Here is a 19,348-nt window from a genome sequence, read left to right on the forward strand (position 1 = left end):
CGGCAGCTGCGCCGGGCACCCCGGGCTCGCGGCAGCAGCGCCGACTGGTCCCCGCGCCTACACGTGGTGGTACGCGCGGCCCGCGGAGATCTCCTGCGCGCGGTAGATCTGCTCGGTCAGGATCAGCCGCACCAGCTGGTGCGGGAACACGAGCGCCGACAGGCTCCACACGAAGTCTGCGCGCCGCCGCAGCTCCTCGGTGACCCCGTACGCGCCGCCGATCACCACGACGATCGGGCGACTCGCGTCGAGCGCCGTCCGCAGCCGCTTCGCGAGCTCGGGCGAATCGACGTTGCGGCCGCGCTCGTCGAGCACCACCACGAACGCATCGCGGTCGAGCTTGGCGGCGATCCGCTCGGACTCCTCGGCTCGCGCGGCGTCGCCCTCGCGCGCCGAGTGCGGCAGCAACTGCCACGTCACGTCGAACGGCTTGCGCAGCCGCTGCTCGTAGCGCCCGATCCCGTCGGCGACCCAGGACTCGTGCTTCTTCCCGACCGCGAGCACCTTGACGCTCACGAGACGCGCACCCCGTCGAGGTACTCCCCGATGCGGCCAATCGCCTCGGTCAGCACTTGAACGCTCGGCAGAGTCACGAAGCGCAGGTGATCCGGCGTCGCCAGGTTGAAGCCGCGCCCGTTAGTGACCAGCACGCGGGTGGCGCGCAGCAGGTCGATCACGAACGCCTGATCGTCCTCGATCGGATACCGCTCGGGGTCGAGCCGGGGGAAGAGATACATTGCACCGCCGGGGAGCACGCAGCTCACTCCCGGGATCTCAGTGAGGAGCCGGTGCGCTACGTCGCGCTGCTCGCGGAGCCGCCCGCCCGGCGCGCACAGCTCGGCGATGCCGGACCAGTTCGAGGCGGGATCGAGCGCGATCGGGATCGCGTGCTGTGCCGGCGCGTTGGCGCACATCCGCATGTTTGCGAGCAGGGTGAGCCCCTCGATGAAGTCCTGCGCGCGCTCGCGGTCGCCCGAGAGCGCCACCCAGCCGGCGCGGTACCCGGCGACGCGCTGCGCCTTCGACAGGCCACTGAACGTGAGGCAGAGGGTCTCGTGCACGTGCGCGGCCGCGTGCTCGTGCACCGCGGTGCCGTAGAGGATCCGCTCATAGATCTCGTCGGCCATGAGCACGATCCCGTGCCGCTCAGCGAGCGCCGCGAACCCGCGCACCAGCTCGGCCGAGTACACGCCGCCCGTGGGATTGTTGGGGTTGATCAGCACGATCCCCTTGGTCGCGGGCGTAATGAGGCGCTCGATCGCCGCGAGATCCGGCAGCCACCCATCCCCCTCGTCGCAGGGGTAGTGCACGGCGCGGCCGCCGGAGAGGGTCACCTGGGCCGTCCAAAGCGGGTAGTCGGGTGCGGGGACCAGGATCTCGTCCCCCACGTCGACGAGCGCCTGCAGCACGAGCGAGATCATCTCGCTGACCCCGTTGCCGAGGAACACGTCGTCGGGGCCAATCCCGGGGATCCCCTCGCGCGCGTAGTACTGCGCCACCGCCTCGCGCGCCGGGCGGATTCCGCGCGAGTCAGTGTACCCCTGCGCCTCGGGCAGCACGCGGCGCAGCTCCTCGAGAATCTCGGGCGGCGCCTCGAAGCCGAACGGCGCCGGGTTGCCGATGTTCAGTTTGAGGATCTGCTCGCCCGCGCGCTCGAGGCGCTCGGCCTCCTGCAGGATCGGCCCGCGCACGTCGTAGCGGACTCCGGCCAGTTTGCGGGACTGCGTGATCTTGCGCACGGGAAAATCTTACTGCTGCTGCTCGTACAACTCCGCGTAGGCGCCGCCCAGGTCGAGCAGTTCGGCGTGCGAACCCTGCTCCAGGATCCGCCCGGCGCCCACCACGTAGATGCGGTCGGCGTCCACCACCGTCGAGAGGCGGTGCGCGATCGCGATCGTGGTGCGGCCGCTGCGCGCGTCTTCGAGCGCCTGCTGCACGATCCGCTCATTGACCGTGTCGAGCGCGCTCGTCGCCTCGTCGAGCACGAGCACGCGCGGGTTCTTCAGGAGCACGCGCGCGATCGCGAGGCGCTGCTTCTCTCCGCCGGAGAGCCGGTACCCGCGCTCGCCCACGATCGTGTCGTAGCCCTCGGCGAAGCTCACAATGGTGTCGTGGATGTTCGCGAGCCGCGCCGCGGCCTCCAGCTCCTCGAGGGTCGCGTCTGGCTTCGCGTAGCGGAGGTTCGCCGCGATTGAGGCGTGGAACAGGTAGGCCTCCTGGGTGACCACGCCGATCCGATCCATCAGCGCCTCGTGCGCGAGCTCCTGCACGTCGTCGCCGCCGTACCGCACCGCCCCGGAAGACGCATCGTACAGCCGCGGGATCAGGGATCCGATCGTGGTCTTTCCCGACCCGGATGCGCCCACGAATGCGACGAACTCGCCAGGCTCCACCGCGAACGAGATCCGGTCGAGGGTGGGCCGGTCGTCCGCGCGCGCGTCCGGGTAGCGGAACGTGACCTCGTCGAACTCAATCCGGCCACCGCGGCCCGGCGCGTCAGAGGGCTGCCTGGCGTCCGGTGCGTCAACAATTGCCGGCTTGAGGTCGAGGTACTCGAAGATGCGCGCGAACAGGGCGCTCGACGTCTGCAGATCGAGCGCGATCCGCATGAGCGCCATGAGCGGGAACAGCAGCCGCGACTGCACCGTGGTGAACGCGACGATCGTGCCGGCGGTGATCCCGGGATCGAAGTCGGTGCCGAGTGCGCGCACCATCAGCCAGCCGGACACGAGGTACACGATTGCCGGCACCGCGGACAGGAACACCTGCACGAGCGCGAAGAACACCTGCCCGCTCATGGTCTGCTGCACCTGCAGCGCGATCTGGTTGCGGTTCTCGTCCGCGTAGCGCTCGGTCTCCGCCCGCTGCCGCGAATAGGTCTTGGCGAGCAGCACGCCCGAGACCGAGAGCGCCTCCTGGGTGATCGCCGTCATCTCCGACAGCGATTCCTGCGTGCGCCCAGCGATGCGCGCGCGCACCTGCCCCACGCGGCGCTGCGCGATCACGAGAACCGGCATGAGCACGACCGCGACGAGGGTGAGCTGCCAACTCAGGAGGAGCATCGCGACGGCCGCGGCCACCACGGTGACGGTGTTACCAATGATGTTCGACACCGTGTTGGTGAGCACGTTCGCGACGCCGCCCACGTCGTTCTGGAGCCGGGACTGGATGATGCCCGTCTTCGTGCGCGTGAAGAAGCCGAGCTCCATCGACTGCAGGTGCGCAAACAGCTTGACGCGCAGGTCGCCCATCACGCGGTTGCCCACGCGGGCCGTGAAGTACGTCTGCACGATCCCGAGCCCCGACGACACCACGAACACCACGACCATGGCGAGCACCAGCCAGCTGAGCACCGACATGTTGGGGCCGCCGCCGTCGAGCGGGAACAGGCCGTCGTCGAACACCCGCTGCGTGAGCAGAGGTGGCAGGATCGCGAGCGCCGCCGAAACAATCACGAGCGTGACGATCACGATCAGCGGGCCGCGGTACGGCCGGAACAGCTCAGCGATCCGGCGCCCCAGCCCCGAAACCTTCGGCGCCTGGCGGTTCAGCTCGCGCTGCCGCTCCGCGTCGCCGCCGGAGACCCGGCCCCCGCGTCCGCCGCCGCCCATACCGCCGCCCATACTCATAGTCGGAGACTAGCGGACACCGGCGACGTTGGGCAGGGTTTCTGTGCCCCGCGAGCCCGCCGCTCGGCCGGGGCGCGGTCGTGCGGGGGCCCAGCAACCCCGCGCACTGCACAACTTGCTCTCGCGCCCCACCCGCGACGCCGCGTTCGGCCGCCGCGACGCCATGTTCGGCCGCCGCCACGCCGCGACGCCGCGCTAGAGCATCTTGCCGTGCACGTTCCATCCCTGGCTCGCGGTTTGCTCGATCGCGGCCATTCGACGGAAGCCGAGCGCGTGATCGGCGAAGTAGTTGGCGGCCCTGAGCCAGAGCCCCACCCGGTGACTGCGAATCGAGTCGTAGTATTCCTCCAGGTTGACGCGCTGATACATTCGCTTCCCCGCGAAGAGCACCGCCATGCCCCGCGCCCCTTCTGGCTCGTAGTAGCAGCCCACACGGTCGGCCGAGTATTCCTGCGCGCGGGAAATACTGGGGCGCAGCGTGAGGATCGTGTTCACCGGCCCAAGGATCAGGCGCCAGATGCTCACGTGACGCAGCTTCACGTGTCCCAGCTCGTGCGCGAGCACGAAGCGCACGGTGCGGAAGTCGCCGAGCTCGTAGGCAATATCAAGCAGGTCGCTGTTGATCTGGATATACGCCTTGCGCACCTGGCACTTCGCCGCGGATGCGTTGAGCACACCGTTGCCGTTAATGACGTAGAGCTGCGGCAGCGCCTGCAGTTTTGACCCGGTGAACCCCATCTCAGCGCCGAGCGCTGCGTAGAGTTCGTGCAGCTCGGGGAACTGCTTCGCCGTGACGGGCACCGCATTCGCCATGGTGTTCCAGAATTGGAAACGGATGAAGAACACCGCGAGCACCGGAACAAACAGCGCAGCCAACCCCGCGGATGCCCACTCGGGGATCTCGGTGTCACCCCGCGCGATGAACCAGAGCGCCAGCGCGAACGCCCCCAGCGTCGTGAGTACGCCGAGGATCAGCATCGGCGCCTCAGCGCGATGGCGAAACTGCGCGTTCGTCGGTGCCGAGCCGGAGCCGGGTGTGGCCGATGGGGATGTGGGGGAGAGTGTGGTCACGGACGGTCCTTGTCTCGAAAATGCAGCCCCGGTCCCAGAGCCCTCGCCAGACTACTGCAAAGTGGACCATGAACAATGATTCATGTAGTCCAGAATTCTGCGGCGATCGAGTCCCCCTCGGCGAGGAGCATCGCGAGGCCGCGGACGAGTTCCTCTCACCCGACGCGAACATCTCGCCCACGCACACGATGGCCGATCTGTTCGAGTTGGCCATGGTGCAAGACCACGCCACGGCGACCGAGCTGCTCGACGGCTTTGAGTAGCGCCGCCTGAGCGAGAGGCCGCCATCCAGGGGAGGGCGCTCAGCGCCTCACGCCTCGGCGCCCTCGATCGCCCGCTCCAACCGCTCCAGCTTCCCGTCGAGCTCGCCCTCGAACCCGGGGCGAATGTCGGCCTTCATCACCAGCGAGACGCGGGAGCCGTAGGGCAGCACCGCCTCGGTCGCGCGCTTCACCACGTCGAAGACCTCGTCCCACTCGCCCTCGATCTCGGTGAACATGCTGCTCGTGCGATGGGGCAGGCCCGAGTCGCGGACCACCTGCACGGCGGCGGCGACCGCGTGCGAGACCGAACCCGAGTCGCTCGTTGCCGGGCCAGCGGGGCCGACCCCGTTCGGGGCGACGGAGAATGCGAGGATCATGGCGGGCCTTTCGGTCGGGGCGGGTGTGACAGCAGGCTATCGCGCGGCAGTCGGATCAGGATCAGGATCCCCACCCCGACCCGACCCGCCGCGGGCCGGCTACTGAATCTGGGTGGCCTGCGACCACACCGCCCGCCACTCACTGCCGGAGCGCTCGTACGTGTCCGTGTGCCAGTAGTCGGATCGCGCGACGTGATGCCCTCCAAACGCGACCTCGAGTTCGGCACGGTACCGCAGCGTCGCGGCATCGCCCGCGACTCTCACCTCGATGTCCCCGGCCTCCCAGTGGAGGTAGTCGATCTGCCCGGCGGCGACGGCGCCGAGGTACTGCGCCCGGTCGAGGCGCGCGCCGATCGGCGTGATGAGCTGGAACTCATCGGAGTGCAGCGCCTCGGCCGCGGCGATGTCGGCCGCGACGAGCGCACGCAGCCGCGCCCGCTCGACGCCACGGAGTCGCTCCGCGAGGGCCCCCACATTGTCACTGCTCTGCTCACTCATGGGCACCCCATCCGTCACTGCGTCCGCCAGGTTGGCCCCGCAAGAATGACAGATTGACACTTTGTGATCAAAATGTCAACATTGAGTCATGGCCGTCGCCCCCTCCACCGCAGACCGAATCCTCGACACCTCACTCGGCGTCTTCTGCCGCTACGGGTTCCAGAAGACCTCGATGCAGAACATCGCCGCCGCCGCCGGCATCTCACGCGCGGCGGTGTACCTGCACTTTGCGAACAAGGAGGAGGTGTTCCGCGCCGGATCGCTCCGGGCGCACACGGCGGCGCTTGACGCGGTCGACGCGGCGCTCGGGTCGCCAGCCGACATCTTCGCGGGGGTGCAGGCCGCGCTCACGGCGTACTTCGACGGCCTGATGAGCGAGATCGCCGCGAGCCCGCACGGGCCCGAGCTGTTTGACGCGAACCGCGAGCTCATCGGCGACGTCGTGCGCCACACTCGGGCGGCGCTGCTGGATCGGCTCACGCTGGCGCTTGACGCCGCGGACGCCCGCGGCGAGATCGCCCTCGCCGGCGCCGACATCTCGGGGGCACAGCTCGCGACGCTGCTCGTCGCCACCGCCGAGGGCCTCAAGCACGATCCCCTCGCCGGGGTCTCCCTCGCGGAGGGGATCGGCATGCAGCTGCGCGCCCTGCGCGTCGGGATCGCGGCGTCGCGGGCCGCGGCGTAGTCGCGCGTCGCGGGCAGGCCGCCGGACTCCTGGCCTGCCGGGCCGCCGGACTCCCGGCCTGCCGGGCAGCCGGACCGCCGGACTACCGTCCTGGCCTCCCCGCCCTCCCGGGCAGCCGATGTCCCCGGGCGCTGCAGGCCCCGCTCGGCGGCCGCGCGGCCACCGAGCGCGCGGCCCTACGCGCTCGCGGGCTCCCCAACGACGCGGATCTCGCCGGTGCGCTCGGGTCGCGGGGAGAACCAGATCGCAATGAACGCGCCCACCAGGATCACGGACATGGGCATCACCATCGACTGCATCATCGCGGCGGTGAAGTCTGCGCGCAGCGGCTCGGGGAGCACGGTGAGCCCGCCAGCACCGTGGCCACTGGCCGCGGCGGCGTCACTTCCCAGCAGGGCGGCGATCCGCGATTCCATGAGCATCGCCATCGCGGCAGCTCCCAGCACCGCACCCACCTGGCGGCTCGTGTTGTACACGCCGGATCCGGCCCCCGCAAGCGCCGGGTCGAGGCTGAACGTGGTGAGCGAGGCCATCGGCCCCCACATGCACGCGTTGCCCACGCCGAGCAGTGCGCTCGGGATGAGGAGCACCCAGATCGGGGTGTCCGGGGTCGCGAGCAGCACGTAGCCGAGCATGCCCGCGGCGACGAGCAGCAGACCGAGCACGGGAATGCGGCGCGGATCGCGCCGGTCGATCAGCAGCCCGATCGGGCGTGCCAGCGCGATCGAGAACACGGCCATCGGCACCATCATCAGCGCCGCCTGCGTGGGGGTCTGCCCCAGCACCAGCTGCAGGTAGAACATGAGCGGCAGGCTCATCCCGGTCACGCTGAACCCGACGGTCACGATCGCCGCGGATCCCACCGAGAAGTTGCGATCCTTGAACAGCTGCAGCGGGATCAGTGGTTCGCCGCGCTGCACGCGCTGCCACACCACGAACAGGACGAGCAGCACGAGCCCGGTGATGATCATGCCCCACACCGTGATCGGGCCCCAGATGACGCCCCACTCGTACCCCTGCCCCTCCTGGATGCCGAAGACGAGCAGGAACATGCCGGCGGCGCTCAGGATCACGCCGAGCCAGTCGAAGCGGTGCGCGCTCGTGGGGAGCTTCGGCACGAAGCGCAGCGCCAGGATGAACGCGATCGCGCCCACCGGGACGTTGATGAAGAAGATCCACTCCCACCCCCACGCGTCGAGCAGGAAGCCGCCGAGGATCGGGCCGACGAGCGTCGCCACCCCCGCGGTGACGCCCCACACTGCCATCGCCGAGCCGCGCTCGCGCGGCGCGAAGATCCGCGTGATCACGGCCATCGTCTGCGGGGTCATCAGCGAGGCGCCAAGCCCCTGGAGCACGCGCGCGAGGATCAGCATCTCGATGTTGCCGGCCAGGCCGCAGGCGAGCGAGGACAGCGTGAAGATCGCGAGCCCGAGCAGGTAAATGCGCCGCGTGCCGAAGCGATCGCCGAGGCGGCCCGTGATCAGGAGCGGCACCGCGTAGGCGAGCAGGTAGGCGCTCGTGGCCCAGAGCGTCGCCACCATCGTGGTGTCGAGGCCCTGCATGATCGACGGGTTCGCGACCGACACGATCGTGGTGTCGACCAGGATCATGAAGAATCCGAGCACCATTGACCACAGGGCGGCCCACGGGCGGATGGAGGGGGTGGGCGTCACCTGAGCAGCATTCACCCGCACAGCCTACTCCCGGAGTCAGACAGCGGTCACGGGAGCGCGGCGGGGCCAAACGCCTGGGGCAGGAGCTCGTCGATCGTGCGCGGCCCGGCGGCCGTGGCGAGGAGCATGCCGGGCGCCGCGGCCTCGTGCAGCAGCTGGCGGCAGCGCCCGCACGGGGTGAGCGCGGCGCCCGCCGCGTCGACACACACGAACGCGACGAGCTTTCCACCGCCGCCCAGGTGCAGCGCCCCCACGAGCGCGCACTCGGCGCACAGCGTGAGGCCGTAGCTCGCGTTCTCCACGTTGCAGCCGACGATCACGCGGCCGTCGTCGACGAGCGCGGCGCAGCCGACCGCCAGGCCCGAGTACGGGGCGTAGGAGTGCGCGGTTGCGGCGAGCGCGGCGGTGCGCAGCGCGTCCCAGTCGATCGTGGTCTCGCTCATGCCCCCAGGCTACCCGGGGCGGCGGGTGGGGCGCCCCGGGCCCGGGTCCGGGTCCGGGGCGGCCCCCTCCCCACGAGCGTGCGGCTTCGCCACGAGCGTGCGGCTCCCGCACCGCAGCCGAGCCGCACACTCGTCGCCGGATCCTCCACTCGTGCGGGGTGGGGCTGCGGGCGGGGGCGGGTGGGGCTGCGGGCGGGGCCGGGGCGACCCTACCCCTTGATTGCGTCGCCCAGCTTCACGCGGGCGCCCGTGCGCAGGATCGAGTTGCTGTAGATGCGCGAACCGATCCAGAGCACCACGGCGATCGAGGCGGCGAGGATCCCGAGCGACAGGATCGGCTCCCACCACTCGGCCGTGCCGAGGTACAGGCGCATGGGCATCGCCGTGGGCGCCGAGAACGGGACGTAGCTCATCACCGCGAGCGCCACGGGGTTCTCGAAGAGGAAGATGATCAGGAAGAACGGGATCATCACCAGCATCATCACCGGGCTCGTCACCGATCCGATGTCCTCCTGCCGCGAGACGAGCGCCGCGGCCGCAGCGTAGAGCGCGGCGAGCAGCACGAACCCGAAGGCGAACAGGATCCCGAACCAAATCATCGCCGTCCCCAGCTCGCCGAGCAGCAGGTCCTGCCCCGTCGCGAGCATTCCGACGGCGGCGAGCGCGATGGTCGCAACCACCGTGCCCAGCGCGAGAATGCTGTTGCCGAGGATCTTGCCGGCGAGCATCGCGCGCGCGGACACCGTGGCGAGCAAGATCTCGACGATTCGGGTCTGCTTCTCCTCGACGACGCTCTGCGCGATCGTCGTGCCGAACGTGAGCGCGGTCATGTAGAAGACCATGCCGAACCCCATCGCGATCAGGTACCCGAGCATGAAGCTGGTGCCGCTCGGGTCGAGCAGTTCGACGGTGGGCACCGCCGAGAGCGCCTGCACCAGCTCGGCGGGCGCGCTGTCGGTGGCGATCACCGTGAGGTCGATCGCGGTGTCACCGCCGGGCACCACGGCCGCGGCGACGTCACCGTCACGGACCAGCTGCTCGGCTGCCGCGCGATCCGGCACCGCGCTCACCTCGAATCCGGCGCCCTCAAGCCCGCTCGCCGCGCTCCCCACGGCGGCGACCTTCGTGGGGCCGCCGAAGCCGCCGTTCTGTGAGACCAGCCCGCCGATCACCACGCCGGCGAGGACCACGAGGAGCAGGATCCCCGTGGAGATCAGGAACGCTTTCGAGCGCAGCCGCGTGGTGATCTCGCGCTCGGCGACGATCCAGGCGGCCTGCGGGCCGCTCAGCTGCTGACGGCCGCCGGGGGCGCGCCCGGCGGGAGTTCCGGCGGCCTGGCCGGTGGGTGCGGTGGTGGTCATGCGACGACCTCCTTGAAGATCTGGGCGAGGGACGGGGTGACCGGGGCGAAGCTGCGCACCGTGGTCTCCGGTAGCTCCACCGCACGCGCGAGTACCGCCTGCGCGGCGGCGTCGCTCTCAGCGTCGAAGCGGACGAAGCCACCGTCGAGGTGGGCCACGGTGATGGCCGGCTGCTCGCGCACCCAGCCGGCGTCGGCTGCGGCCCCGGCGAGTTCAAGCTCGAAGGTGCGGCCGGCGTGCTCGGCGCGGAGGGCCTCACGGGAGCCGTGGGCGCGGATCCTGCCCCCGCCGATCACCACGACGTCGTCGCAGAGCCGCTCGACGATGTCGAGCTGGTGCGAGGAGAACAGCACGGGGGCGCCCTGCGCCGCGTAGTCGCGGAGCACGCCGAGGACCACCTCGACGGCCATCGGGTCGAGGCCCGAGAACGGCTCGTCGAGCACGAGGGCGAGCGGCTCGTGCACGAGCGCCGCGGCGATCTGGGCGCGCTGCTGGTTGCCGAGCGAGAGGCTCTCGAGAGTGTCGCCGCTGCGCTCCGCGAGGCCGAGCCGGTCGAGCAGCCCGGTCGCCGACACCTTCGCGGCGGCGGCGCTCATGCCGTGCAGACGGCCGAGGTAGACGAGCTGCTCAAGCACCGCCATCTTCGGGTACAGCCCGCGTTCTTCCGGCATGTAGCCGAACCCGGCGCGATCCGCCGCGGTGAGCGGCGCCCCGTTCATACTCACGGTGCCGCTATCGGCGGAGAGAACCCCGAGGATGATCCGCATCGTGGTGGTCTTCCCGGCGCCGTTCCCGCCGACAAAGCCCGTCATGCGGCCGCTCTGCACCGAAAACGTGACGTCGTCGAGTACCCGGCGGTCGCCGTAGCTGCGAGTGATTCCAGCGATGTCGATCATCCCGCTCCTTTCGTCTCCCCCAAGTCTGGTCACACGCGGCCGCCCGCGCCTCCCCCGCGCGGGTGATCCGGCTCCGCCTCGCGGGGGAGGTCGCTGGCCGCCCCACCGCATACGCTTGAACGCATGACCCCTGTTTCGGCCGAGTGGGCCCGGCCCGCCCCCAGCCGGACACAGCTGCGCACCGACGCACTGATCGCCGGGACGCTCGCCGTTGGTGCCACGACCACCTCGCTGCTCTACGCGCGCACCGGCATCATCGCCGAACCGGCGCCACTGTGGGTGTGGGTGCTGGGGCTCGCCCTGTGCACGCTCCCGCTCGCGCTGCGTCGCCTCGCCCCGATCCCGGTCGCCGTCGTGGTGGCGATCGGGTTCTTCGTGTGCGGCCAGTTCGCGGTGCCCGAGCTCCTGATGGTCAACATTTGCCTCTTCCTCGCGCTCTACACGGTGGGCGCGTGGGAGCGGAATCGCGTTGCGGCGGTCTGGGCACTCATCGGGATCAGCGCCGCGCTCCTGGCCTGGCTCGTGATCGCGCTGATCATTTCGTCCTCGGACGACGAGGAATTTCTCGGGATGCCGCGCTCGGGCCTGTTCTCCGCATACGCAACGTACGCGGTGATCCAGATCATCACGAACCTGCTCTACTTCGGCGGCGCGTTCTGGTTCGGCTATCGGGCCTGGCGCGCCGCGCGCACCCAGGCGATGCTGGAGGCGCAGGGCCAGGAGCTGGAGCTTGAGCGGCAGACCAGCGCCGCCCAGGCCGTCGCGCTCGAACGCCTCGGCATCGCCCGCGAGCTCCACGACGTGGTCGCGCACCACGTGTCGGTGATGGGGATCCAGGCCGCCGCCGCCCGGCGCAGTCTCCACCCGGATCCGGATCGGGCCGTCACGGCGCTCGGGGTCGTCGAGGGCAGCGCACACACCGCGGTGGAAGAGCTCCGGCGGCTCGTGCACACGCTCCGCACCCCCGAGGTCGAGGACGGCTCGACGACGGTGGGGATCGCGCAGCTCGCGCACCTCGTCGCGGAGTCGCAGAGCGCCGGGACCGGCACCGTGCTCATCGTCGCTGGTGCCCGGCGCCCCGTTCCGCTGCTGGTCGACGTCGCGCTGTATCGGGTGGTGCAGGAGGCGCTCACGAATGTGCGCAAGCACGCGGGGCGCGGGGCCGAGGCGACCGTGCGGCTGCGCTTTGACCACGACGCCGTCGAGGTGGAGATCAGCGACGACGGGATCGTGCAGCGCCTCGCGTCCGGCGGCGCAGGCGGTTTCGGGGGCGCGGGCGGCTCTGGCGGCTCTGGGCTCGGGCTGCGCGGGATGCGCGAGCGGGTGGGCGCCGTCGGCGGCGAGGTGTGGGCCGGACGACGCGAGCGGGGCGGCTTCATGGTGCGGGCGCGCGTGCCGCTTTCGAGCGAACCGGGGGGCACCGCATGATCCGCGTGCTCGTCGTCGACGACCAGGCGCTCGTGCGGTCTGGGTTCCGGATCATCCTCGAGTCGGAGCCCGGGATCGAGGTGGTCGGCGAGGCCGCCAACGGCCGCGAGGCGGTGGCGCTCGCCGCGCGGCTGCGCCCGGACGTGATCTGCATGGACGTCGAGATGCCCGAGCTCGACGGGATCGCGGCGGCGCGCCAGATCCTCGAGGCCGGCCCGGACGGCGGTGCTGCGCCAGCTGGCGCCGCGGGCGCCTCTGACGGCGCCGGCAACGCTGACGTCGCTGGCAACGCTGACGGCGCTGGCACCCCGGCGGCGGCACCCGCGATCCTGATCCTCACCACTTTTGGGCACGAGCGCTACCTCTTCGACGCGCTTGCCGCGGGGGTCAGCGGGTTCCTCCTGAAGACCTCGCGCGCGGAGCAGCTCATCGACGCCGTGCGCGAGCTCGCGGCTGGCCACGCGCTACTCGGACCCGACGTGACGCGGGCCGTGCTCGCCCGGGTCGCGGACGACCGCGGTGGGTCGGGCGGGGTCGCCGGTGCCGGCACTTCCGCCGCCGAGGGCGCGGGTGCGGGTGCTGGTGCGGGCTCGGCCGTCCCCGGCGAGACGCCCAAGCCGGGCGCCGGACCCGACCCGTTCGAGCAGGCAGGGCTCACCGAGCGCGAGCGCGAGGTGCTCGGCCTCCTCGCGCAGGGCGCTTCGAACGCCGAGATCGCGGCCGCGCTCTTTCTCGGTGAAGCGACGATCAAGACGCACGTCTCAAACGTGCTGCAAAAGCTCGGCGTCCGCGACCGCATCCAGGCGGTCGTCTGGGCGCACACCCGCGGCGCGGGGTAGCCGGGGCGGGCACGCCAGGCGCTCAGCTCCGCGCACCCCGCCCGCCCCCGGCCTCCCCGGCCTCCACGGCACCCACGGCCCCCGGCCCCCGGCCCTCCACGAGTGGAGGATCCGCGCACGAGCGTGCGGCATCACAACGGTCGCGAAGCCGCACGCTCGACACGAAGCCGCACGCTCGTGGAGGGGCGAAGGAGCGGAGGAGCGAATGGGCGAATGGGCGTGAGCGAGCGGCTGGTTGTGGGCGAACGGCGCGGGGGGGCTCGGGGAACTCGGACGCCGGCCGGGCGGCGCTCGCCTCGCGGGCCGAACCGGCCTCAAGCGCCGACCGAGGCGGGCCACAGGATCAGGACCGCACGATCGGGACCGGCGACTCGACTCGCTCCCCACGAGTGGAGGATCCGCGCACGAGCGTGCGGCATCACAACGGTCGCGAAGCCGCACGCTCGACACGAAGCCGCACACTCGTCGGGGCCCCGCACACCCGCACACCCGACACGAAGCCGCACGCTCGCATCGGAGCCGCACGCTCGTGGAAGGGCGGAGGGGTGGAAGGGTGGAGGGGTGGAAGGGTGGATGGGGTGGAGGAGCGGTGGGGTGGAGCGGAGGGGCGGAGGGGCGACGGGGTGCGAGTGCGCGCCCGGGCACGCGCGCGCTCGCACCCCACCACCCACCGCCCCCGCTGCCGCCGAACGCGCCGCCCCGCTACGGCACGGGGATCTGCCCGGCCGCGTGCGCCCGCGCGTACTCGACGCGAACGCGCCGCCGCTCCTCGCGCCCCTCGGGGTGGTCGGCGGGCGTCGCGCCCAGCAGCCGCTTCGTGTACGGGTGCTCGGGCGCCTCAAACAGCTGCTCGGTCTCCGCGATCTCGACGAGCTTGCCCGAGCGCATCACGGCGATCCGGTCGCAGATATTGCGCACGAGGCCGAGGTCGTGAGCGATGAAGAGGTAGCTGATGCCGGTCTCCTCCTGCAGCTGGGCCAGCAGCTCGATGATCTGCCGCTGGGTGAGGAGGTCGAGCGCGCTCACCGCCTCGTCGCACACGACGAGCCGCGGCCGCAGCACGAGCGCCCGCGCGATAGCGACGCGCTGCTGCTGCCCACCGGAGAGTTCCGCGGGGCGCCGCCGCATGTGGTCGCCCGTGAGCCCCACCTGCGCGAACGCGGTCTCGGCGAGGTGCTCGCGCTCGGCACGATCCCCGATGCCGTGCCTGGTGAGCGCGGCCGTGAGCGCCGCCGATACGGGTTGCTGCGGGTTGAGCGACATCGACGGGTCCTGGAACACCGCCTGCACCTGCTTGCGGTAGCTCAGCGGGGTGTGCGCACCGAAACTCGTGATGTCGGTGCCCTCGAACTCGATGCTGCCCGAGGCGACGGGGAGGAGGCGCAGGATCGCGCGGCCGGTGGTCGATTTGCCGGATCCAGACTCGCCCACGAGGCCGAGCGTCTCGCCGGGGGCGATGTCGAAGCTCACGTCGGAGACGACCGGGTGCGCGGCCCCGCCGAACAGGGTCGGGGTGCGGTACGAGAGCGAGAGGTCGCGCACGCGCAGCAGCGGAGGCGCATGGGTGCTTTGCCCGGCCGCTTCGGCCCCCGCGCCCGGGTCGCGCCGCTCCGCGACGTGCAGGGCGGGGTTGGCGGCGAGCAGCCGCTCCGTGTACTCGTGCTGCGGCCTGTCGAACAGCTCCCACACCCCGGCGGTCTCGACGATCTCGCCCTGGTACATCACGACCACGCGGTCGCACGCTTCCGCGGCCACGCCGAGGCCGTGCGTGATGAAGAGAATGCTCAGCCCCATCTCGTCGCGCAGTTCGAGCAGCAGGTCGAGCACCTGGGCCTGGGTGGTGACGTCGAGCGCGCTCGTCGCCTCGTCGGCGATGATGAGCTCGGGGTTCGAGGCGATGGAGATCGCGATCGCGACGCGCTGCGCCATCCCGCCCGAGAACTGGTGCGGGTAGTCGTCGAGTCGCTGGGCGGCGTTCACCACGCCGACGCGGGTGAGGAGCTCGGCGGCACGCGCCCGGGCCGCTGCCCGTGTGAGCTTCGCGTGGGTGCGGAGCGTCTCCGTGAGCTGCTGGCCCACGGTGTGCACGGGTGAGAGCGACGCCATTGGGTCCTGGAAGATCGCAGCGATCCGTGTGCCGCGGATCCCGCGCAAGCCCTTCTCTCCGAGCCCGGCAATGTCCTCGCCGTCGAGCAGGATCTGACCGCGCGCAACGCCGATGCCGGGCTGCATAAGGCCGAGGATCGCTCGCGCCAGCGTCGACTTGCCCGATCCGGACTCGCCGATCAGGCCGACGATCTCGCCGCGGCCGACGGTGAGGTCGACATTCCGCACGAGTGAGCGGGTCCCGTCGGCGGTGTTCAGCGCGATCTCAAGGTCGCGGACGTCAAGGACCGGACGGGGCTCCGATCCGGATCCGCCAACCGCGGCGGCGGCAGGCACAGCATCCGCACCCGCACCGGCAGCACCCGCACCGGCAGCGCCTGCTCCGCGGCTGGGCGCTGCCGTGCGCTTCACCGGCTTCACCGCTTTGCGCTTCTCCCCGGCGAGCGCGTCGTTAATGCCATCGCCGATCATGTTGAAGGAGAGGACGGTGAGCACGATCGCGACGCCCGGCGGGATTGCGAGGAACGGCTGCACGGCGAGCTTCGTCGCGGCGAGGCCAAGCAGCCCGCCCCAGGAGGGGACCGCCGACTGCAGCCCGATGCCGAGGAAGCTCAGCATCGACTCGATGATGATCGCCGAGCCCGTGAGCACCGCGCCCTGGATCACGAGCGGACCGATGAGGTTGGGCAGGATCTGTTTGAACAGGATCGCCGCCTCGCGCAGGCCAGACACCTTCGCGGCGTCGATGTACATCTTGCCGCGCTCCGTGAGCGTGATCGCGCGAGTCATGCGCGCAAAGTTCATGGCGAAGATCAGACCGATCGCGAGCATGAGCGCCGGCAGCCCGCGACCGAGGATCGCGATCACCGCGACCGCGACGAGCAGGCCGGGCAGCGCGTCGAGGATGTCGACGAAGCGGGTGCCGATCCGGTCCCACCACCCGCCACGGTAGCCGAGCAGCAGCCCGATCGGCACTCCGATCACGATCGCGATCAGCACGGATCCCAGGCCGACGAGCAGCGCGATCCTGGCGCCGAAGATCATGCGGCTGAGCACGTCGCGGCCGTTGTCGTCGGTGCCGAGCCAGTGCTCGGCGCTGGGGCCCTGTAGCAGCGCGTCGGGTGTGAACGTGTTCTGGAGCGGGTCGTAGGGCGCGAGCGCGTCGGCGAACACCGCGCACACCACCACCACGAGCAGCCAGGCGAGCGACAGCAGCGTCGCCGGTTGGGTGAGGAGCCGGCGCACGAACGAGGGACCCTTGGTGCGCGAACCGCCGGCACCGGGAACACCGAGCACCTGCGTCTTGGGAGGGGTGGGGTTGGTCACTGCGGCCTCGCCTTCGGGTTGATGATGCCGTAGCAGATGTCGACGATGAGATTGACGGCGATGATGATGATCGCGACCACGAGCACGGTGCCCTGCACCAGCGGGAAGTCCTTGCCGATCACCGCGTTGACGAGCATTGAGCCCACGCCAGGAAAGGCGAAGACGCGCTCCATCACGAGGCTCGTGCCGAACAGGATCGACACGGCGAGCGCGGAGGCGGCGAGCACGGGCACCATAGCGTTCTTGAGCGCGTACACCCAGATGATGCGCTGCCGCGGCACGCCTGCCGCGGTGAGCGTGTCGGCGTAGCGGGACGAGAGCGCCGCGGCGATCGCGGTGCGCGTCTGCCGCGCGATAAGCGCCGACGCGCCTGCACCGAGCGCGAGTGCCGGCAGGATCAGGCCGCGCGCCCAGCCCCAGAAGTCTTGTTCGGGCGGCACCCAGGCAACCACGGGGGCGACGCCGAGCTGGATCACGAAGACGAGCACGAGGAGCAGGCCGAGCCAGAACTCCGGGATTGCCTGCAGCAGCGAGGTGAAGGCGGTGACCCCGCGATCAATCGGGCGCCGCGCGTGCGTGCCCGCGAGCACGCCGAGGCCGATGCCAACGAGCATCGCGACCAGCAGTCCGCCCGCTATGAGGGACAGCGTGGCCGGCAGCTTCTCGGCGATGAGCTCGGCGACCGGCCGGCCGCTCTGGAGCGAGGTACCGAGGTCGCCCTGCAGCGCTGCGCCGATCCAGTCGAAGAGCCGCACGAAGAATGGCCGGTCGAGTCCCAGCTGGGCCTCGACCCGGGCGATCTCCTCCGGGCTGGCGGCGGCGTCGCCGAGGATCAGCGCGGCCGCGCTCCCCGGCACGAGGTACACGAGCAGGAACACCAGCGCCGAGACGAGGAGGAGCTGCGGCACCGCGAGCGCGAGCCGCGTGCCGATGAGCTTCAGCATGGCGCCTCCCTCGGTGTGGTCACTCGTGATGCCATCGGTTCGTTCTCCTCGGGGTTGGGGTGGATCGGTGCGCTCCTGACGCGGGAGGCGCGGCAGGTTCGGCAGGCTCGGCAGGCGCGACGGGCTCGGCATGCGCGGGACAGGCGCGGGAGACCGGATGCGCCCGGCCCGGGGTGCGCGGTCGACACGGCGGTCGCGCACCCCGGGACCCGGGACGAGCCCGGACTCGGCTAGCTCGCGGGCTTCACCGCGCGGTAGTCGATCAGGTTCTGCTCCCAGACCTGGATCGCGGGCTGCACGTCGGCCACCGTGTCGGTGTTGTAGGCAATGCTCTCGAGGTTCACGGAGTGGCTGCACGCAAGCGCCTCGTCTGAGATCTCCTGCATCACTGCCTGCCAGTTCGCGTCGGCTTCGGGGGTTCCGGTGGAGCCGAGCGCCTTACCGGCGAGGCCCGAGAGCTTCTCGCTCACGGTCTTCGACGTGTTGAGCGGCGCGTTCTCAGAGAACCAGCTGCCGTACCAGTCAGCGGGCGTAATTTGGGCGTTGTTGCCCACGCCGAGCGGGTAGCTGCCGTTGTTCCAGGTCGAGAAGTACTGCGGCGCCGTCAGCTCCTGCACCGTAATGTTCACGTTCGGCAGCTGACTCATCTGCTCGGCGCGCACCGTGATCTCCTGCTTGTTGAACGGCGCCGCGCCAACCTGTGCCGTGATCTCGGGGTTGCCGAGCTCTTCCCAGATCTCCTTCGCCTTCTCGAGGTTCGCGTCGTAGCCCACGATCTCCGGGTTGTAGCCGAACTCGCCCTCGACGAAGTGCTGGGTCTCGGCGGTGCGGTCCTCGCTCAGGCTGGCGATCACGTTGCCGTCGATGGCGTAGCAGAGCGCCTCGCGCACCTGCTGGTCCTCGAAGATTCCGCCGGCACCGCGGTCAAGGAAGTTCAGGTTGACGCGGATCGCGGGGTAGTCGAAGGTGTCGACGTTGCCCGCGGACTCAAGGCGGGGCAGCTCGTCGATCTCGGTGTCGGTGACGTCGAGGTCGCCGCTGAGCAGCGCCGCCGTGGCGGCTGTGTCGTCGGCGATACCGAAGAGTTCGACGTTCGCGAACCCGGGCTTCTCACCCCAGTAGTCGGCGTACTCGCCGAAGAACATCTTCGTGCCGTCGATCGAGCGCTCCGCATCGTACGCCCAGGGGCTCGTGCCGACGGGTGTGGTCTTGATCGAGCCGTCGGCGATCGCGGCCGGGGACGCCATGGGCAGGTTGCGCTGGCTGAGTAGGTCAAGGAACGTGCCGAACGGGCGGCTGAACGTGAGGGATACGTGAGTGTCGTCGATCACGTCCACCGATTCAACGCCCGAGGCGAGCGGCCCGCCGAACTGGCCACCCACCACGTCGCGCACGTACTCGATGTTCGTCTTCACGGCCTCCGCGTTGAACGGGGTGCCGTCGTGGAACGTGACATCGTCGCGCAGGGTGAGCGTGAGCGACTTCGCACCCTCGCCGAACTCCCACTCGGTAGCGAGATACGGCAGGATCGTGCCGTCCTTCTCGCGCAGCACGAGGGTCTCGTACGGCACGCGCATGTACCCGGGCTCCATGGCCTGGGAGCCGGGCTCCCAGGTCTCGGGGAAGCCGCCCCAGTTCGCGCGGAGCGTGTCGCTCGTGGCCGCGGCGGAGCTGCCGCCGTCGCCGGAGCCTCCCGAGCTGCCGGAGCAGCCCGAGAGCAGCAGCCCCGCGATACCCAGCGGGACGATCGCCTTCAACATGAATGATCTGGTGGACATGGACGCCTCCTTGCGTCTAGCAGTGCGAGCA

At 70.6% G+C, this 19,348-nt stretch carries 17 protein-coding genes; 4 read left to right on the forward strand and 13 right to left on the reverse strand.

All coding sequences use genetic code 11. From position 1 onward, the window contains the following. Positions 1–57: 57 nt before the first annotated feature. The 4 genes from EV139_RS04575 to EV139_RS04590 all read right to left on the reverse strand — a co-directional run bounded on the left by EV139_RS04575 (position 58) and on the right by EV139_RS04590 (position 4,700). Positions 58–516 (reverse strand): 23S rRNA (pseudouridine(1915)-N(3))-methyltransferase RlmH, encoded by a 459-nt coding sequence (locus EV139_RS04575; RefSeq protein WP_198677456.1) that lies wholly within the window; start codon positions 514–516, stop codon positions 58–60. Next, a complete protein-coding gene (locus EV139_RS04580) occupies positions 513–1,739 on the reverse strand; it encodes a pyridoxal phosphate-dependent aminotransferase (protein WP_130453138.1) in 1,227 nt (408 codons plus the stop codon). The genes EV139_RS04575 and EV139_RS04580 overlap by 4 nt, the downstream gene beginning before the upstream one ends. A 9-nt stretch (positions 1,740–1,748) precedes the next feature. After that, the gene (locus EV139_RS04585) at positions 1,749–3,629 is read right to left on the reverse strand and encodes an ABC transporter ATP-binding protein (protein WP_237464558.1); all 1,881 of its coding nucleotides are present in this window, start codon (positions 3,627–3,629) and stop codon (positions 1,749–1,751) included. Between the two features lie 195 nt (positions 3,630–3,824). Continuing rightward, positions 3,825–4,700 (reverse strand): M48 family metallopeptidase, encoded by an 876-nt coding sequence (locus EV139_RS04590; protein ID WP_130453139.1) that lies wholly within the window; start codon positions 4,698–4,700, stop codon positions 3,825–3,827. A 68-nt stretch (positions 4,701–4,768) separates the two neighbouring features. On the opposite strand from EV139_RS04590, the gene EV139_RS04595 reads away from it, so the two are divergent. Beyond that, positions 4,769–4,963 (forward strand): hypothetical protein, encoded by a 195-nt coding sequence (locus EV139_RS04595; protein ID WP_130453140.1) that lies wholly within the window; start codon positions 4,769–4,771, stop codon positions 4,961–4,963. Positions 4,964–5,010: 47 nt separating this feature from the next. On the opposite strand, the gene EV139_RS04600 is transcribed toward EV139_RS04595, so the two are convergent. Beyond that, entirely contained in the window at positions 5,011–5,340 is a 330-nt protein-coding gene (locus tag EV139_RS04600) for a thiamine-binding protein (protein WP_130453141.1), read from the reverse strand. A 99-nt stretch (positions 5,341–5,439) separates the two neighbouring features. Beyond that, positions 5,440–5,838 (reverse strand): nuclear transport factor 2 family protein, encoded by a 399-nt coding sequence (locus EV139_RS04605; protein ID WP_130453142.1) that lies wholly within the window; start codon positions 5,836–5,838, stop codon positions 5,440–5,442. 88 nt (positions 5,839–5,926) lie between these two features. Here EV139_RS04605 and EV139_RS04610 point away from each other — a divergent pair, with 88 nt between their 5' ends. Beyond that, entirely contained in the window at positions 5,927–6,523 is a 597-nt protein-coding gene (locus EV139_RS04610; RefSeq protein ID WP_130453143.1) for a TetR/AcrR family transcriptional regulator, read from the forward strand. Between the two features lie 176 nt (positions 6,524–6,699). Here EV139_RS04610 and EV139_RS04615 read toward each other — a convergent pair whose 3' ends face one another. From EV139_RS04615 to EV139_RS04630, 4 genes are all read right to left on the reverse strand, one after another. Continuing rightward, entirely contained in the window at positions 6,700–8,151 is a 1,452-nt protein-coding gene (locus tag EV139_RS04615; RefSeq protein ID WP_130453498.1) for a DHA2 family efflux MFS transporter permease subunit, read from the reverse strand. Positions 8,152–8,243: 92 nt separating this feature from the next. Continuing rightward, positions 8,244–8,639: a cytidine deaminase gene (locus EV139_RS04620; RefSeq protein ID WP_130453144.1), complete on the reverse strand. Its 396-nt coding sequence runs from the start codon at positions 8,637–8,639 to the stop codon at positions 8,244–8,246. Positions 8,640–8,848: 209 nt separating this feature from the next. Further along, complete coding sequence (locus EV139_RS04625; protein WP_130453145.1) at positions 8,849–10,000, reverse strand: ABC transporter permease; 1,152 nt, start codon at positions 9,998–10,000, stop codon at positions 8,849–8,851. Beyond that, entirely contained in the window at positions 9,997–10,896 is a 900-nt protein-coding gene (locus EV139_RS04630) for an ABC transporter ATP-binding protein (protein WP_130453146.1), read from the reverse strand. Before EV139_RS04630 ends, EV139_RS04625 begins: the two co-directional genes overlap by 4 nt. 123 nt (positions 10,897–11,019) lie before the next feature. Between EV139_RS04630 and EV139_RS04635 the strand changes: the two genes are divergently transcribed. Next, entirely contained in the window at positions 11,020–12,324 is a 1,305-nt protein-coding gene (locus EV139_RS04635) for a sensor histidine kinase (protein WP_130453147.1), read from the forward strand. Further along, the gene (locus EV139_RS04640) at positions 12,321–13,163 is read left to right on the forward strand and encodes a response regulator (protein ID WP_130453148.1); all 843 of its coding nucleotides are present in this window, start codon (positions 12,321–12,323) and stop codon (positions 13,161–13,163) included. Before EV139_RS04635 ends, EV139_RS04640 begins: the two co-directional genes overlap by 4 nt. Positions 13,164–13,865: 702 nt before the next feature. Here the strand turns inward: EV139_RS04640 and EV139_RS04645 are convergent. The 3 genes from EV139_RS04645 to EV139_RS04655 form a co-directional block, all read right to left on the reverse strand. Then, positions 13,866–16,595, reverse strand: a complete 2,730-nt coding sequence (locus EV139_RS04645; RefSeq protein ID WP_130453149.1) for an ABC transporter ATP-binding protein/permease — start codon at positions 16,593–16,595, stop codon at positions 13,866–13,868. Then, positions 16,592–17,539 (reverse strand): ABC transporter permease, encoded by a 948-nt coding sequence (locus EV139_RS04650; RefSeq protein ID WP_130453150.1) that lies wholly within the window; start codon positions 17,537–17,539, stop codon positions 16,592–16,594. Before EV139_RS04650 ends, EV139_RS04645 begins: the two co-directional genes overlap by 4 nt. A 230-nt stretch (positions 17,540–17,769) precedes the next feature. After that, on the reverse strand, positions 17,770–19,317 hold the full coding sequence (locus EV139_RS04655; protein WP_130453151.1) for an ABC transporter substrate-binding protein: 1,548 nt from the start codon (positions 19,315–19,317) through the stop codon (positions 17,770–17,772). Positions 19,318–19,348 lie beyond the last annotated feature (31 nt).

Source organism: Leucobacter luti (genome assembly GCF_004217175.1).
In the GTDB taxonomy this organism is placed as follows: domain Bacteria; phylum Actinomycetota; class Actinomycetes; order Actinomycetales; family Microbacteriaceae; genus Leucobacter; species Leucobacter luti.